This is a genomic window from Streptomyces sp. NPDC048473, from assembly GCF_043200155.1.
Lineage (GTDB): Bacteria > Actinomycetota > Actinomycetes > Streptomycetales > Streptomycetaceae > Streptomyces.
In genome coordinates, this window is sequence record NZ_JBICXE010000031.1 from 54,324 (window position 1) to 67,958 (window position 13,635).

The 13,635-nt window shown below is 70.0% G+C and carries 18 protein-coding genes; 16 read left to right on the plus strand and 2 right to left on the minus strand.

Annotated features, from left to right (window positions below):
* The first annotated feature begins 11 nt into the window (after positions 1-11).
* The 13 genes from ACGFU7_RS34940 to ACGFU7_RS35000 all read left to right on the plus strand — a co-directional run bounded on the left by ACGFU7_RS34940 (position 12) and on the right by ACGFU7_RS35000 (position 7,631).
* Entirely contained in the window at positions 12-257 is a 246-nt protein-coding gene (locus ACGFU7_RS34940) for a hypothetical protein (RefSeq protein ID WP_393701331.1), read from the plus strand.
* 95 nt (positions 258-352) lie between these two features.
* Entirely contained in the window at positions 353-1,147 is a 795-nt protein-coding gene (locus tag ACGFU7_RS34945) for a hypothetical protein (protein WP_393701333.1), read from the plus strand.
* A gap of 86 nt (positions 1,148-1,233) precedes the next feature.
* A complete protein-coding gene (locus ACGFU7_RS34950; RefSeq protein WP_393701335.1) occupies positions 1,234-1,536 on the plus strand; it encodes a hypothetical protein in 303 nt (100 codons plus the stop codon).
* Positions 1,537-1,627: 91 nt separating this feature from the next.
* Entirely contained in the window at positions 1,628-2,314 is a 687-nt protein-coding gene (locus ACGFU7_RS34955) for a GGDEF domain-containing protein (protein ID WP_393701337.1), read from the plus strand.
* Positions 2,311-2,754 carry a hypothetical protein gene (locus ACGFU7_RS34960; RefSeq protein WP_393701338.1) on the plus strand — a complete coding sequence of 148 codons (444 nt, stop codon included), beginning with the start codon at positions 2,311-2,313 and terminating at the stop codon, positions 2,752-2,754. Before ACGFU7_RS34955 ends, ACGFU7_RS34960 begins: the two co-directional genes overlap by 4 nt.
* A complete protein-coding gene (locus ACGFU7_RS34965; RefSeq protein WP_393701339.1) occupies positions 2,751-3,029 on the plus strand; it encodes a hypothetical protein in 279 nt (92 codons plus the stop codon). The genes ACGFU7_RS34960 and ACGFU7_RS34965 overlap by 4 nt, the downstream gene beginning before the upstream one ends.
* Before the next feature lie 21 nt (positions 3,030-3,050).
* A complete protein-coding gene (locus tag ACGFU7_RS34970) occupies positions 3,051-3,260 on the plus strand; it encodes a hypothetical protein (protein WP_393701341.1) in 210 nt (69 codons plus the stop codon).
* Positions 3,257-3,739: a hypothetical protein gene (locus ACGFU7_RS34975; RefSeq protein ID WP_393701342.1), complete on the plus strand. Its 483-nt coding sequence runs from the start codon at positions 3,257-3,259 to the stop codon at positions 3,737-3,739. The genes ACGFU7_RS34970 and ACGFU7_RS34975 overlap by 4 nt, the downstream gene beginning before the upstream one ends.
* On the plus strand, positions 3,736-4,380 hold the full coding sequence (locus ACGFU7_RS34980) for a hypothetical protein (RefSeq protein ID WP_393701343.1): 645 nt from the start codon (positions 3,736-3,738) through the stop codon (positions 4,378-4,380). The genes ACGFU7_RS34975 and ACGFU7_RS34980 overlap by 4 nt, the downstream gene beginning before the upstream one ends.
* Positions 4,362-4,787: a hypothetical protein gene (locus tag ACGFU7_RS34985; RefSeq protein ID WP_393701345.1), complete on the plus strand. Its 426-nt coding sequence runs from the start codon at positions 4,362-4,364 to the stop codon at positions 4,785-4,787. The genes ACGFU7_RS34980 and ACGFU7_RS34985 overlap by 19 nt, the downstream gene beginning before the upstream one ends.
* Positions 4,784-4,915: a hypothetical protein gene (locus tag ACGFU7_RS34990; RefSeq protein ID WP_393701347.1), complete on the plus strand. Its 132-nt coding sequence runs from the start codon at positions 4,784-4,786 to the stop codon at positions 4,913-4,915. The genes ACGFU7_RS34985 and ACGFU7_RS34990 overlap by 4 nt, the downstream gene beginning before the upstream one ends.
* Positions 4,916-5,394: 479 nt before the next feature.
* Positions 5,395-6,738, plus strand: a complete 1,344-nt coding sequence (locus ACGFU7_RS34995) for a ParB/RepB/Spo0J family partition protein (protein ID WP_393701349.1) — start codon at positions 5,395-5,397, stop codon at positions 6,736-6,738.
* Positions 6,735-7,631, plus strand: coding sequence for a ParA family protein (locus ACGFU7_RS35000; RefSeq protein WP_393701351.1), 897 nt, complete (start codon positions 6,735-6,737; stop codon positions 7,629-7,631). The genes ACGFU7_RS34995 and ACGFU7_RS35000 overlap by 4 nt, the downstream gene beginning before the upstream one ends.
* Before the next feature lie 134 nt (positions 7,632-7,765).
* Here ACGFU7_RS35000 and ACGFU7_RS35005 read toward each other — a convergent pair whose 3' ends face one another.
* On the minus strand, positions 7,766-8,071 hold the full coding sequence (locus ACGFU7_RS35005) for a hypothetical protein (protein WP_393701353.1): 306 nt from the start codon (positions 8,069-8,071) through the stop codon (positions 7,766-7,768).
* Positions 8,072-8,432: 361 nt separating this feature from the next.
* On the opposite strand from ACGFU7_RS35005, the gene mobF reads away from it, so the two are divergent.
* On the plus strand, positions 8,433-10,313 hold the full coding sequence (mobF, locus tag ACGFU7_RS35010; protein WP_393701355.1) for a MobF family relaxase: 1,881 nt from the start codon (positions 8,433-8,435) through the stop codon (positions 10,311-10,313).
* A 358-nt stretch (positions 10,314-10,671) separates the two neighbouring features.
* Positions 10,672-10,797 (plus strand): hypothetical protein, encoded by a 126-nt coding sequence (locus ACGFU7_RS35015; RefSeq protein ID WP_393701356.1) that lies wholly within the window; start codon positions 10,672-10,674, stop codon positions 10,795-10,797.
* 586 nt (positions 10,798-11,383) lie between these two features.
* On the opposite strand, the gene ACGFU7_RS35020 is transcribed toward ACGFU7_RS35015, so the two are convergent.
* The gene (locus ACGFU7_RS35020) at positions 11,384-11,824 is read right to left on the minus strand and encodes a hypothetical protein (protein ID WP_393701357.1); all 441 of its coding nucleotides are present in this window, start codon (positions 11,822-11,824) and stop codon (positions 11,384-11,386) included.
* A 232-nt stretch (positions 11,825-12,056) separates the two neighbouring features.
* Here ACGFU7_RS35020 and ACGFU7_RS35025 point away from each other — a divergent pair, with 232 nt between their 5' ends.
* The gene (locus ACGFU7_RS35025) at positions 12,057-13,607 is read left to right on the plus strand and encodes a replication-relaxation family protein (RefSeq protein ID WP_393701358.1); all 1,551 of its coding nucleotides are present in this window, start codon (positions 12,057-12,059) and stop codon (positions 13,605-13,607) included.
* Positions 13,608-13,635 lie beyond the last annotated feature (28 nt).

Genomic DNA, 13,635 nt, shown 5'->3' on the forward strand with positions numbered 1-13,635 from the left:
CAGGAGCAACCATGACCCCGCGCCCCGACGATGAGGCCCGCACCGAGCTGCGCGACCTGGTCGCCCAGGCCAGCCAGCGCCGCGACGACGACCACGAGCGCATCGAGGCCGAGTTCTGGCAGGAGATCGACCGCCTGCAGAAGCGGTACCACGGCGCGCAGCAGGACATCGCCGACGCCCTGAACGTCAAGCGCAACCAAGTCTTGAGGCAGACCAAGCGCTACCGGTCCACGGACCAGCCTGCCGCCAACGACTGACACCCGGAGCCGGTCGGCCCTGCCCACGCCGGACCGAACGGCTCCACCGTCTCCGCCCCACCACCTGCACGTTCCTGACTGACACGGAGGAAGTCATGGCACGCAGCACCCGGCCCGTCGTCCACTACATGGCCACCCGGCCCGACGGCACCGTCCCGCCCACCGACGAGTACCTCGCCCGGTATGCCCGCGACCACGGCGAGACCGTCCCGACCGTCAACCTCGCCGATCACGTCGGCCAGGTCGACCACCCCACCCCCGGGCAGAAGTGGTACACCGACCGGCCCTTCGGCTACTTCCACATGTACACCCGACCCGGCGAGATCCTGGAGCGCATCGAGGAGGGCTGGCCGATCCGGCTCTGGATCGTGGAGCCACTCGGTGAGACCGGCAACTGGGGTGGCGACAACTACCCGTACTGGCGGATGTCCCAGCAGATCCGCGTCGTCAAGGAGACCGAGGCGTGGCGAGCGTTCGGGCACCGCGGCGCGCAGACCCTGGCCGTCCTCGCCCAGCTGCCCGACCTCGCCCGGCAGTGGGCCGAAGAGTGGGCCGCCGACCCCGAGGGCACCCACCGCACCTACAAGGCGTGGGAGGCGCGGGTGGACCGCACCCGGGCGCTGACCTCCTGGGCGTACTGCCGGGCGCAGTACTCCCGACGCGAGGCCGGCCTCCAGGCGGCCAACCAGCTCGCCGGTGACGCCGCGGCACAGGCCGCGACCGAGTCCGGTGCCGACCCTCAGGCCGTCGCCCTGATTCAGCTGCGGGCCCGCTGCCTGGTCGCCGGACAGCTCATGTTCGACCGGATCCGCTCGGGCGAGTACGAGCAGTCGATCCGCGGCCTGCTGCTCGGTACCGGACTCGACAGCCCGGCCTCCGTCGCCGTCTGACGGACTTCTGTGCTTCCCCGGCCCGGGGTCGGGTCGGGGAAGCGCGGTGGCCCTGTCAGGCGAGAGCACGGAAGGAGAGGGCCGTCATGCCGCTTCGCTACTTCGAGGTTGACGTCCCGACACACCACACCACCAACCACCAGTTGCACGGCGTACACGTCTTCACCGGCGAGGCGTCGTCCGAGAGCGAGGCCCTGCACATCGCGCACGCGGTGTACGACGCGGCACTCGCCGCGCAGCAGGCCGGACTCGAGATCCCCGGCATGCAGGCCGGGGGCTGGGGAGCGCGTGGGCTTCGGCCCGACTGGGCGCTCGACTGGCAGGCCGCGAAGGCCGGCCCCTGGAACAACCCGAACGACTGGACCCGCAAGAAGCCCTACGAGCTGTAGATACGCCCCGGGACGGCCGCCAACGGCCTGGTAACCAAGTCGGCCGCCCCGGGCCACCCAACCCGTACGAGACGAGAGGGAGATCCCCAGTATGGACTCCGCCCTGCGCTTACAGGCCCGATCCGGGCAACGCGCGCTCCTCATCACCACCCTCGCGGTCCCGCTCACCGGCTGGACAGTCCACGCCCTGGCGCTCCACCGGCGTCTGGCTGATGCCCGCAAGGACCTGCTCACCGGGCTGCCGCTTCGACCGGAGTTCACCGCGTACGGCGAGCGGCTCCTGCGCACCCGCCGCCGGGACAACCTGCACGTCCTGATGCTGGACGGGGTCGACTTCAAGGGCGTCAACGACACCTACGGACGCGCCGCAGGCGACACCGTCATCCAGACGATGGGCCGACGCCTCGCCCAGTGGAGCGCGAACCGTCAGGCGCTCGCGGCCCGGCTGGGCGGCGACGAATTCGCCGTCTGCGCCGTGCTCTCACCGTCGGCCGCCCTGGCGGAGATCACCGAACTGCGCAAGCAGCTGCAACAGCCCCTCCAGTACGAGGGACAGATGCTGGCCTTGGACGTCTCGATTGGCATCGCCCGTGCAGCGGACCTGTCCGGCGAGACCATGAGCCGGATCCTGCGCGGCGCGGACAAGGCGATGTACAAGGTTAAGGAGAACGAGGCGACGTTCCCGTACTTCGCGACGCGGGCTGACGCCTACGCGAAGACCGTGAACGGCCGCCGCGCCGGCCGCCGTGGGACGCACACCCCGGCGCGTGCCGCGTGAGCGCCGCCGAACTCGAGGGCGGCGACTGGATCCGCGGCATCACCATCCGCCAGCCCTGGGCGACCTGCATCCTCGCCGGGAAGCGCACGGAGAACAGGACTGCCCACTGGCCGTGGCGCGGCTGGGTTCTCCTGCACGCCGGGAAAGCGAAGCCGGACCCCGCCGTGCTGCGCGACCCGCTGGTGGCCACCGCGATCCGCGGCCGCGAGCTCCACCGCGGCGTAGTCATCGGCGTCGCCCGGCTCACCGACTGCCACCTGGATCAAGGGCCCGAACGCTGCACCAGCCCGTGGGCGCAGCGCGATGCTCACCACCTGGTCCTCACCGACGTCCACGAACTACCGCTGCCCGCGCCCGCCACGGGCGCGCTCCCGGCCTGGAAGCCGACGCAGGATCTCGTGGACCAAGTACGTCAGCAGCTGCCACACCTGCGGCCGTGACCCGCAAGTCGGGCAAGGAGTCGCCGTTCGAGCCGGGCTGCGTCCCGACTTCCGGCGGCTCGCTGGACTGGCGCGACGCCCGGCACTACGACCGCTGGCTGATGCGCCCCTGCGCCCTGTGTGAGCAGCCCACACCGCTGCGCTCCCACTCCGGGGAGCCCGCTCACAAGGTGTGCGCTGAGAACTGGATCTCCGGAAACCCCACCGAGGCCCGCCTCGGCAGGTTCGCCTCCGACGTCCAGCCCAAGCGCCGGCGCGACGACACCCACGCCTGAGCTCCTCCACCTGGAGGCCCCGTGAACAACGCCTCGCAACACGACGTCGACCTCACCCTCGCCTACCCCGAGCCGCCCGCCTCCCCGCTCTGGCACCGCCAGGGCCCGAAGCCACGGCCACTCACCCCCGAGCAGCAGCGCCGCAACCGCGAACTCCTGCTCCGCGCCCAGCACACCCCCCGACCCCGCTCCCCCCGCACCACCAACACCTTGACGGAGGCCAGCCGATGAACCCCCAGACGCACCTCGCCATAGACGGCTACGTCGACCAGATCCCGGCCCCCGGCACCGGCTGGGGCACCGCCCGCTTCGATCTGGTCCACTCCCCCATCGACGCGGACCGGATCGCCCCTGACACCCCGGACACCGTGTACGCCTGCACCACCGAAGACCCGAACCTCGCCGCAGCCCTGCTGAACGAGATACAGCCCGGCGACCTCCTGCGGGTCACCGGCACCCTCACCCAGCCCGACACCCCCCAGGCCCCGGCCCGGCTCACCGTCGACGGCCTGGAGGTCCTCGAGGCCGCACCGCTCCCCGTGCTCTACGACCTGGTCCTGGAGCGCTGGGGCGGCTACGCGGCCGTGCTTGACGCCGACCGCGACGCTGTGCCGGTGTTCACCGTGGACGGGAAGTGGGTCGGCGAGGCCTCCAGCCCCGAGGCGATCAGCGAATTGATCGCCTCCTTCGAGAACGGCGACCAGCGATGACGACCGCCGACTACCCCGAGGCTCCTGGCCCGCGGGCGATCCCCGAGACCGACTTCATCGACACCGCACCCGGCCGCCCGTTCACTCTGGCTGGCACCGAGTCGGGCTTCAGCCAGCTGCACGGCATCTCCGTTGCCCCGCTGGGCGAGGAAAACGACCGCCTCGTTGCTCTGGGACACCTCACCGACCGCGTCGCGCTCGCCGCCACCAGCGGCTACCACCGACGGGTATTAGGGGAGCGCATCATGCCCACCAGCGAGCTCACCGACATGATCCGTTTCGGAACCCAGCGCACCCACGTCCAGGCGGTCAAAGCGAAACCGGACGACGACTACGCCTGGTACCTGGACGACGCCGACCCCAGCAACACCACCGCGCAAGCCGTGACCCTCATCAGCATCGAATGGCTGGAGCGGGAAGACCTCGCGGCCCCGTCCGCGTGTCCTTCCTGCACCTGGCTCAGCCGCTCCGTTCGCTTCACCACCAGCCCTGACCACACCGAATGGGCCTTCTATCACCGCTGCCGGTACTGCGCCCACATGTGGCTGCCGACAGCGCCCGCACCCCACCACACGCAGCCAGCACTGTCCCAGCCCTCAACCCCAGAACTGGAGATGCCCTCGTGCACCCGATCCGCCTGATCTCATTCGGCTACCTGCACCTGCCCACCGGCCCGGACGGCCAGCCCGTCCCGCCCGCCGCCGACCGGATCGAAGACGTCCGCGCCCGGCTTCGCGACCCGGCCGCCGCCCGCGACATCCTCGACCTCGACGGCCACCACCCCCGCGTCCAGGCCGTCGTCCTCAACACCCCCGGCGCCCGCGAACTGCTCGCCAACCTCGCCGACTACGCGACCCTTCCCGCCGGCCCGCGCCGCATTGCCATCGGCTGCGCAGGAGGCCGCCACAGGGCATGCGGCCTCACCGAAATCCTCGCCCGCGAACTCCGCGACCGCGGCCAGCAGGTCGAAATCGATCACCTCCACGCACACCTGCCACGCGTCCTCAAGGCACCCACCGGCAACCCCGAGCAGGAGACCACCCGATGATCCGCCGGGCGCCGGCCGATGAGCCCGGCGCCGTCCCGATCGCCGCCCTGCGTCATCCCGCCGCCCTGGCGACTGCCGCCGGGATCCCCAACCCCGACGAAGGCGCGCCCGCGACCTGGGCGGCCTGACCGTGCGACCGGTACCGAGAAGGCCCGTACCTCCCCGCGACGACGCGGGAGGTACGGGCCTTTTTGTGTTTCAGGTCAGAAGCGGCAGGGGGCCCTTTGGAAACAGTTGTTTCCAGAACGTTCGATTCTGGGCGCGGTGACTCGAACGCCCACGACCTACCGAAGCGAACGGGCGGAGGGTCGGGTGAGGGGCTCTGAAGCCTTGTTCTCAACACGACTCGGAGCGGGAAGACGTGTTACTGGGGGATTTGAGGTGTTCGTCCTGTGCCGCTTCCAATGGAAACGGCATCCTCCCGGCCTTCCGGTCGCTGACGTGGCTCTCCGTCAGACCCCGGATGTGGTCAGGCGTTTCCATTGGAAACGGCAGCCCGGTCCGTGGCGGCCCCCTCGCTGTCCCGACTCAGACTGCGCGAGGAAGTCAGCGTTTCCATTGGAAACGGCTAGTCTCGGCCCGTACTTTCTGTCGTCCTGGAGAATCTATGGCTGCCAACCTTCCGAGGCCCAAGCGTACGAGCACCAAGCCGGCCCCCACGGCCCCATCCAAGGAAGAGGCGTTCTACCGGGGTGGCAAGGACCGCAGCGGCGACACCGTTGAACTCCACCCCAAGGACCTCTGCCCCAACCCGTTCAACCAGCGGGCCATGTCGGGCGTCGCGGAGCTCGCCGCCACGATCGAGGAAGTCGGCCTCCTCCAGAACATCGCTCACATCCCTGCGGGCATCTGGCTCACGCACTACCCGGAGACAGCGGAGAAGATCACCGCCGCGAACGTCATCCTCTTCGGAGAGCACCGCTGGCGCGCAGTCCAGTCACTGGGCTGGCAGACGATCCCCAGCGTCCTCATGGACGACAAGGTCGCGGACGCCCGGCTCATCACCCTCATTGAGAACCTTCGCCGCGCACAGCTCAGCCCGCTGGAGGAAGCCGAGCACTACGAGGCCCTCCGGAGCAGCGGTCTGTCTTACGAGCAGATCGCGCAGAAGGTCGGAGAGACCGCCAAGGGAGCCATTTCCAAGGGCACCGTATGGAAGCGCGTGCAGCTGCTCGCGCTGGAACCGGAAGTCCAAGGGGCGCTCAGGGCCGGCACCCTGGCGGTCAGCACGGCGGAGAAGCTCCAGAAGATGAGCGCCGAGGACCAGCGGGAGGCGGTAACTCTGGTTCAGGGAGGCATGCGGCCGCTGGAGGCGCAAACGCAGATCCTCGCGCGGCAGCGGCAGGCCGAAGACGAGCCGGACTCCGAGACGACCGTAGGCGAGGGCGCCGTTTCCACTGGAAACGGCACGGCCCCGAAGCCGACGCCCGTTTCCACTGGAAACGCTGCTCCTAAGTCCCGGGCCACGCCGAAGAAGGAGCAGCCCAAGCCGTCGGCCGACCAGTACGAACGCGACCGCAGCACCGCAGCCGCAGCCCGGGACGCCGCCTGTCAACTCCTCGTGGAGACCGTCGACGTCAGCGACACCGGCGACAGCGATCTCCTCCTCAAGGCCATGACCGGGGCCCTGCTCGCCCCGCAGCAGCAGTCCGCCGCCCAGCAGCGAGCCCTGGTCTGGCTCCGCCGGGCGGAACGCCACAGCGTTGACGACCAGAACGCCAGTTCATATTTCAACGCCGTCCAGGAATCCGGCAACGCCGAACTCCAGCGGCTCGCCGCCTTCGCGAGCGCCCTCGCAGCCGCCGAACTCCGCACCGCCGCCCGTCGGCATTCGTGGGGCAGCCGAGAGACCGGCTACGTCCGCATCCTTCAGGACCACGCGCAGTACGCACCGGAGACCGCGTGGGAGAAGAAGGAACTCGGCTTGGACACCACAGGAGAGAACGAGTGACGCGCACCGTCGACCCCCGCTTCCGCCCCAGGGGGCGGCGCCACCCCAAGATCTACGCCTTCATCCTCGAGTGCGGCGGATCCACCAAGACCACCAGTGCCACGTCCATGGCGACCGAAGCGGCCCTGCGCGGGTACCAGGGCACCATCTTCGACTTCGATGCCAACCGGTCCACGACCACGATCCTCGGCTACGACGAAGAGGCGATGAAGGGACGGAAGTCCGTCCTCGACCTCATCCACGGAACCGCGACTCTGGACGAAGTCGCGCTGCCTGCCCGATTCCGCATCGGTGACGGCTACGACGACGATGCCTTCGCCTATATCCCCGGCCTACGGGTCGTGCCCAGCTGCAAGGAGATGTCCACCGCGGACACGGCCATTGCCGAGGACGCGGACAGGCAGGACTGGTTCGCGGAGATCCTGTTCAGCTACGACGGAGATGAGGACGACGTCTTCTGGCTCGACTTCCCCGCCAGCTACGGGAAGATGGTCTACTCCGTGATCCGCATGCTCGATGAGGACGACTCCGTCATCCCGTCGGTCCGAGCCGATCCGAAGGACGTCAAGCTACTGGTCCCACTGTTTGAGGAACTGGACCGCGTCCGGGAGAAGAACCGGCTCCGGCGGTCGGTGCCCGGACGCCCGACGGTCAACCACCTGATCCTCACCGGAACCCCGACCGCCAGCTACACCGAAGCGTCCGCCCGGAAGGCAACGGCGCTCGCCGAATCCCGGTACGGCGACATCCTCACGCCCTACATCCGGTACTCCGCCGACGCTAAGAAGCTGTACGACGACTGCTGCCCCCTGCCCATTCTCCTGCCCAACTCGGTGCCGGCCGTCGACTACCGAAAGCTGATGACCAGCATCGGGTTCCCCGACCGCAGCTGACCACCGTTTCCAATGGAAACGGTGCGCGGGCCCGACCACCCTTCTGGGCGGCCGGGCCCTTCCGCGCTCCAAGGGGTCAGCGCTCGGCGTCGCCCCCTCGCTCGCGTGCGAATTCGCACGCGGCGCCAGCCGGATTAGGGGCCGGTGAGGATGTCGTGGGTGCCGATGCGACGCCAGATCACGTGCGGGGTGCCGGGGCGGAGCGCGGGTCCGTACTGCCAGGTGGCGCGTCCTGCGGGTCCGGTGCCCATGGACCAGGTCAGTTCGTAGATGCCGGTCGCCCGTTGGACGCGCTTGACGCGGAGGCCGGCGCGGAATCGTCCTCCGGTGCGCAGGTCCTCGACGAAGGCCGTCACAGTTTGGAGGAATCGACGGCGCTGCTCTGGGGTGAGGCGGTCCAGGTCGGTGGTGAAGCGGGGCAGGGCTTCGTAGGTCGGCACGTCGGTCCTCCAGGAAGCACGAAGCCCCCGGTGTTGCCGGGGGCGGTGGGTGTCTCGCTCGGGTGTGGAGTCGGTGGTGACGAGTGCGGGGTGGGACGTCCTTGGTCGTTGTCCGGGGGAGCGGTACGTGAAGGTGCGCTGGATACCGCTGGAGTCGGTTACCTGGCGTTTTTTGAGGCGTGTGAGGCGGGTGGGGCTGGGCTGTTGCGCAGCATTTGCCTGGCCTGGGCGGTGTTCGCCTGGCGGGCTGGGCGTCGCCGTAGATGCCCGTCCGGCGGGATCGGCGGTGAAGTTCTGGTGAACTCTCCCGCCTCACGGGATCGGTCTTTCTTCGCAGGTCAGAGCCGTGTTCGCTGCCGGGATGCTGAGTGTCGCGAAGGTTCAGAAGCGAAATTCCTGGCGTTACTACGTACGCGGTGTCGCCTTCGGTGACGGCCGCCGTCCGGCCCGTCAGGCGTTGAAGGACGCCCAGGAGATGGCCGGGCTACCGCCCGGGGTGTGGATGGGGCGCGGCCTGGCCGCGCTCGGGCTCACCGCCGGAGGGGAGGTGACCGAGCGGCAGATGGAGCTCGTCTTCGGGCAGGGCCGGCACCCGGATGCCGACCGGATCGAGCGCGAGCTCCTGGACGACGGCGCCGACCCGGAGACGGCCCGGCTGGCGACCGTGCTGGGGCAGCCGGTCGAAGAGATTGAGCGGCGCAAGGCGACCCCGTTGTTCGCGCTCGACTTCGTGTTCCGGCCGCAGGCGTCCCTGATCGTGCTGTGGGCGCTGGGTGATGACCGCACCCGGCGCGTCATCGAGCGGGCGCACGAGAGGGCTATCGAGACGGTGTTGCGCTGGCTGGAGGACGAGGTCGCACAGACCCGGTGGTCGTCAGGCCGCAAGCGCGCGAAAGCGCCGGCCCTGGTGGTCTCGCGGTGGAGGCACTTCGACAACCGCGACGGCTTCCCACTACTCCACGACCATTGCTTGATCCTCAACCGTGCGCAGCGCCCGGACGGCACCTGGGGTGCGCTCGACACCCGCCGCCTCTTCCAGAACGTCGTTTCGTCCGGGACGCTCTACACCCTCACGATGACGACCGAGGTGTGTGAGGAGCTGGGCCTGGCGACCGTGCCCCGGGAAGTGACGCCTGGCCTGCGCCCCGTCATGGAGGTGGCCGGCGTCGACCAGGGCCTCATCGACTGGTCGTCCACCCGCCGCGAGCAGATGGCGCCGGTGCTGGAGCGCATCACCGACAAGTACGTGAAGAAGCACAAGCGGCTGCCCGGCGAGCGCGGCCGTCACGGACTGGGGTGGTGGGCGGCGCAGGACACCCGCCGGGAGAAGAAGACCCCGAAGCCGCTGGAGCAGCTGCGCGCGTGGTGGCGGGCGTCCGCGATCCTGCGTTTCGGCAAGGAGATGGTCGACGGGCTGCTGGAGCGTTGCCAGGCAGCGGGGAAGGCGATCCGGGCCCGGGTGAGGCCGGTGGTGGACACCGCGCTCGCCGCTGTCGACGTCGCCGCGGTCGTCTTCACGGTGCGCCGGGCCTTCGCTCGCCGCCACGTCCTGGCCGAAGCGCGCCGGCACTTGCTGGAGACGCTGCGCGGCCGTGGCTTCACGCGCGGCCTGGACGACTACATCGCGGATGCGGCCCTGTCCCGGCACGCCCGTCAGCTCACCGTCCCCGTGCCCGGCCGCCGGGCCCCGGCCCCGGACCAGGTCACCTACACCGCGGACTTCGCCTGGCCGCACCGGTGGTGGGTCGCGGGGATCGACGGGAAGCCGCCGCGGGAGTCCTCCCGTTACGAGCGGGCCCGGGTCGCCAGTCTTGCCCTGCAGAACGCGATCCGCGACGCCCGGATCCTGTCCGGCGCGCGGGACGAAGCGCGGGCCGCGACCACATCGGCCACCGGGCGCACCGGCGACCAGGCGGCGCCACACGCTGTCGACCACCCCGGCCGGGACGCCGCCCTCACCCCGGCGCAGCGGGCAGCCGCCGTCCACGCCCACCAACTGGCTGCGATGCCGGAGGAGTACCTCGAGGGTCGGACGACCGATCCCGAGACGTGGCTGTACACCCCGAAGAACCTCGACCGGTTGGCTGCTATCACCAAGGCCGTCGAAGCCCGCGTCCGCATCATCGCGGACGGACCGCAGCCGCAGCAGCCGGCCAAGGACGCGAACGACGATCCCGCCCGCCAGCAGCAGCACCACACGACGCAGCCCGATCAGGGCAGGGGACCGACCCCCGGCCACTGACAGATGCCAACCGGCCAGCGCGTGGCCAATCTGCGACTTCCCCCACGAGTGCCGGCCACCAGGACGGCGTACGTCCGGTGCGGAAGCGGACCATCGTCCCGACGATGCACCGCCCGGAGTGTGGAGCCCATCGTGGGGCGCCACCCAGGGGGAGTGGGCTCCACCGCGGCGCGCGTCAGGTCGGAGTGGACTTCACCCTGATGTCCATCGGATGAGAGTGGAGCCCACCGTGGCGCGCATCGAGTGGGAGTGGAGCCCACCGTGATGTCCACCGAGTGGGAGTGGGCTCCACTCCAGTGAGCACTGGCCGGTGGGGGAGTGGCCCCACCCGCCATTCGGCGCGCACGCGATGTCAACGGTGCACGGCATCGAGCGCACCGGTGCGCGCACCGACGAGTCGTCCACTCCCGGCTACCGCATCGGTGCGCATCGTGGTGCGCCCGCGCTCGCCGACCACCGCACCGTGGTGCGCGCACCGAGGTGATGATGCGCGCACCGCTGGCCCCTGGTGCGCGCACCCAGCGCACCACCTGCCCGAGCCGGTACGCACCGCTCGGCTGCCACCCCGAAGTACGCGCACGGGACCAGCCCTCGCGCCAATCCGTATGACCTGCCACACAGGCAGGCGTTCCATAGCGCACATTTGGGACTTCGGGGGGACCGAGGTCAAGGGGGTGTGTGATATAGGGACTTCGCTTGATCCGGGGCCCTTGCGCGGAGCCGTCACGCGCCGCCTTGAAAAGCGCCGCGCGCCGCGATGCGCACCACGGGGCGGCCGGTGCGCGCACCGGCCCCACGGCTGTGCCGGCGGTGCGCGCACCGCCCGCATCCGGCCGCGCGCCACCGCACCGACAGTGCGCGGCGCGCACCGCGAGGCGCACCACCGGTCCGGGAGTGGATGCCATTCGTGCGGAGTGGACCGCACACGATGTCCGCCACTGCATCCGATGTCGGGCCGGTGCATCGCTCCTTGACCGGGTTGGAAAGGGGTGGCATCCGACCGGGACGGGACGGTGCCCGAGGGGGGGAGAAGTCTCCGTCCCCGGGCACCGTCCCCGGGTGCCGCTCGGTCAGGAGGCCATGGCCGGCGGCCATGGCGCCGGGTTCCACCGGGGAGCCGAGCCACGGACGTCGGACAAGAGCTGGCCCACCTCGTCAACCTCCTGCATGCACTCGATCAGGAACCCCGCCGCGATGAAGGCGACCTCTGCCCCGCCGCCCGAGTAGCACCACCGCTTGAGGTACCGGCTCGCCACCGTCACCAGCTTGTCCATGACGTACCCGGCCTCGCAGCCAGCGTGTTCGTCGGGCACGACCGTGAGGTAGCCGGCCAGCAGCAGCGCACCGAACTCACCCATCAGCCGCGCCAGCTCCTTGCCGTCCCGGTGGAACTCCTCCAGCCGGGCCCGCGCCTCCTCGCTGCCCTCGTCGTGCCAGACCAGCTCCACGTAATCGGCGGCCCGCCAGATTTGCTCCGGGGTGAGCTCGGGCAGCTTCGACGTCGTCTCCATGACGATTCCCTCTCCGTACGGGCCGTGCGCCTGCTGCGCCCGGCCTGTTGATCACAGCCTCGGAGCGCGGGCCTGTGGACAGTGACCGCGCTTCGGAACGAAGCCCGCGTCTTATGGCGTAGGTCACGGATAAATCGTCAAAGTCAAGGCGTTTCCAGGGCATAGAAGGCACCGGTCGGTGCTGAGCATCAGACAGCGGACAAGGGGGTCCTTCCGACGGTGGCTCCGGCTCGTGCGCACAACGGCGTGCGAGCCGGACGCCCACCGACCCGGCCAGCCGGCCGGAGGAACCGAGGACACCGTGCCCGCCGACTTCACGCCCAACCCCGCCCGCGAACCGCACTACACCGACCACCAGGCGCCCGCCGGCGACATCGACCAGGTCCTGCAGGCCCCCTCCACGGGCCCCTCCATCGCTCCCTCCACGACTACTTCGCCCGCCAGGCGTGTATCCGCAGGTCAGCCCCGCCAGAACAGGACCCCCGGCACGTTCGACAACCCTTCTAAGTCTTCGAAGGAGACATGGAAGCCCACCCACACTCGGAAGAAGGAAGTGCTGAAGGCTCTCGGGATCTTCCAGAGGGCTACCGCCGAACACCTGTGGCGGATGCTGCGCCCCAGCGACTCGCACGACCGGATCACGAGGGACACCCTCAACGCCCTCAAGGGCGAGGGGAAGGTCCGGGTGGAGACGAGGCTGGAGTCGAACCACCAGCTGTGGGTGCTCACCGAGCGAGGACACAAGGAAGCCAAGCAGCTGCTGCCGGGGAACGTGAGGGTCTCCGCGCTGCGCAAGCTTGAGTTCGACGACGACGGGGAGCCGGTTACCGGCGAGGGCTTCGACGAACACGCGGCCGCCGTCACGATGACCGCCTCGGTCCTCACCGGGGCCGGCTTCGGCACGCCGCTGTCCTGGCAGACCGAGATCGCTCACAAGCTGCCCTACGGGTACACCCAGTACGCCGACCTGACGATGCGGGCCCCGGACGTCGACGTGCCCGCGATGCTCCTGGAGGTCGACCGCGTGAACGAGCCCGTCGACGTCCTGGTGGACAAGGTGCGCCGCTACACCGAGTGGTTCGAGCTCCTGGCGCCGAAGGCCGACAAGATCAAGGCGCATGCGGCCCGGCGCGACGGGGCGGCGGTGCACGACTTCCGGCTGTGGTCGCGGATCTACCCGCCGACCGGCCGCGAGGGCTACGTGCCCCTCGCGTTCGTGTTCACCGGTAAGACGAAGGCGCAGCGGGCCAGCAGGATGCGACGGCTGGAGCAGGCCGCCCGTTCCTACTTCGCCGGCACCGAGTACGCGGGCGGGGGCATCACGGCTGTCGACTACCACCAGGCGCTGCCCGTGGTCGTCACCGAGCTGGAGCGGATCACGGCCGATCCGAAGGGGGCGGCGGGGAAGGTGTGGCGCAGGCTCGGGCGCGATGAGTGGCAGACGCTGACCGAGGCCCTGGACAACCCCGGCGGTGACCGGCTGTATGTGGTGCAGGTGGAGCAGGCCCGGGAGCGCCAGAAGGAGCGGGAAGCCGCGGCCCGCGAGGCGCAGCGGCCCGTGTGCAGGCGCTGCGGAGCGAAGTTCACCGACGACCGGTGGCAAACGGTCCGGCAGTACCCGGCGCAGCAGCACAACGAGCTGTGTGACCTGTGCCTGACCGAACACCATGAACGGGAGCAGGCGCAACGTGCCGCGCAGCGCCGGGCGGAGGAAGCCGCCGCCCGGGAGGCGGCCGAAACGGAGGCGAAGACGAACCGCGGCCTGTTCGGCCGACGCCGGTAGCCGGGCGCGCGAGCCGACGGCTGGAGGA

Excerpts from the sequence above, each read along its gene's own strand:
- ACGFU7_RS34940 (WP_393701331.1), top strand. The coding sequence starts at position 12 with ATGACCCCGCGCCCCGACGATGAGGCCCGCACCGAGCTGCGCGACCTG.
- ACGFU7_RS34945 (WP_393701333.1), top strand. The coding sequence starts at position 353 with ATGGCACGCAGCACCCGGCCCGTCGTCCACTACATGGCCACCCGGCCC.
- ACGFU7_RS34950 (WP_393701335.1), top strand. The coding sequence starts at position 1,234 with ATGCCGCTTCGCTACTTCGAGGTTGACGTCCCGACACACCACACCACC.
- ACGFU7_RS34955 (WP_393701337.1), top strand. The coding sequence starts at position 1,628 with ATGGACTCCGCCCTGCGCTTACAGGCCCGATCCGGGCAACGCGCGCTC.
- ACGFU7_RS34975 (WP_393701342.1), top strand. The coding sequence starts at position 3,257 with ATGAACCCCCAGACGCACCTCGCCATAGACGGCTACGTCGACCAGATC.
- ACGFU7_RS34980 (WP_393701343.1), top strand. The coding sequence starts at position 3,736 with ATGACGACCGCCGACTACCCCGAGGCTCCTGGCCCGCGGGCGATCCCC.
- ACGFU7_RS34990 (WP_393701347.1), top strand. The coding sequence starts at position 4,784 with ATGATCCGCCGGGCGCCGGCCGATGAGCCCGGCGCCGTCCCGATCGCC.
- ACGFU7_RS34995 (WP_393701349.1), top strand. The coding sequence starts at position 5,395 with ATGGCTGCCAACCTTCCGAGGCCCAAGCGTACGAGCACCAAGCCGGCC.
- mobF (WP_393701355.1), top strand. The coding sequence starts at position 8,433 with ATGCTGAGTGTCGCGAAGGTTCAGAAGCGAAATTCCTGGCGTTACTAC.
- ACGFU7_RS35020 (WP_393701357.1), bottom strand. The coding sequence starts at position 11,824 with ATGGAGACGACGTCGAAGCTGCCCGAGCTCACCCCGGAGCAAATCTGG.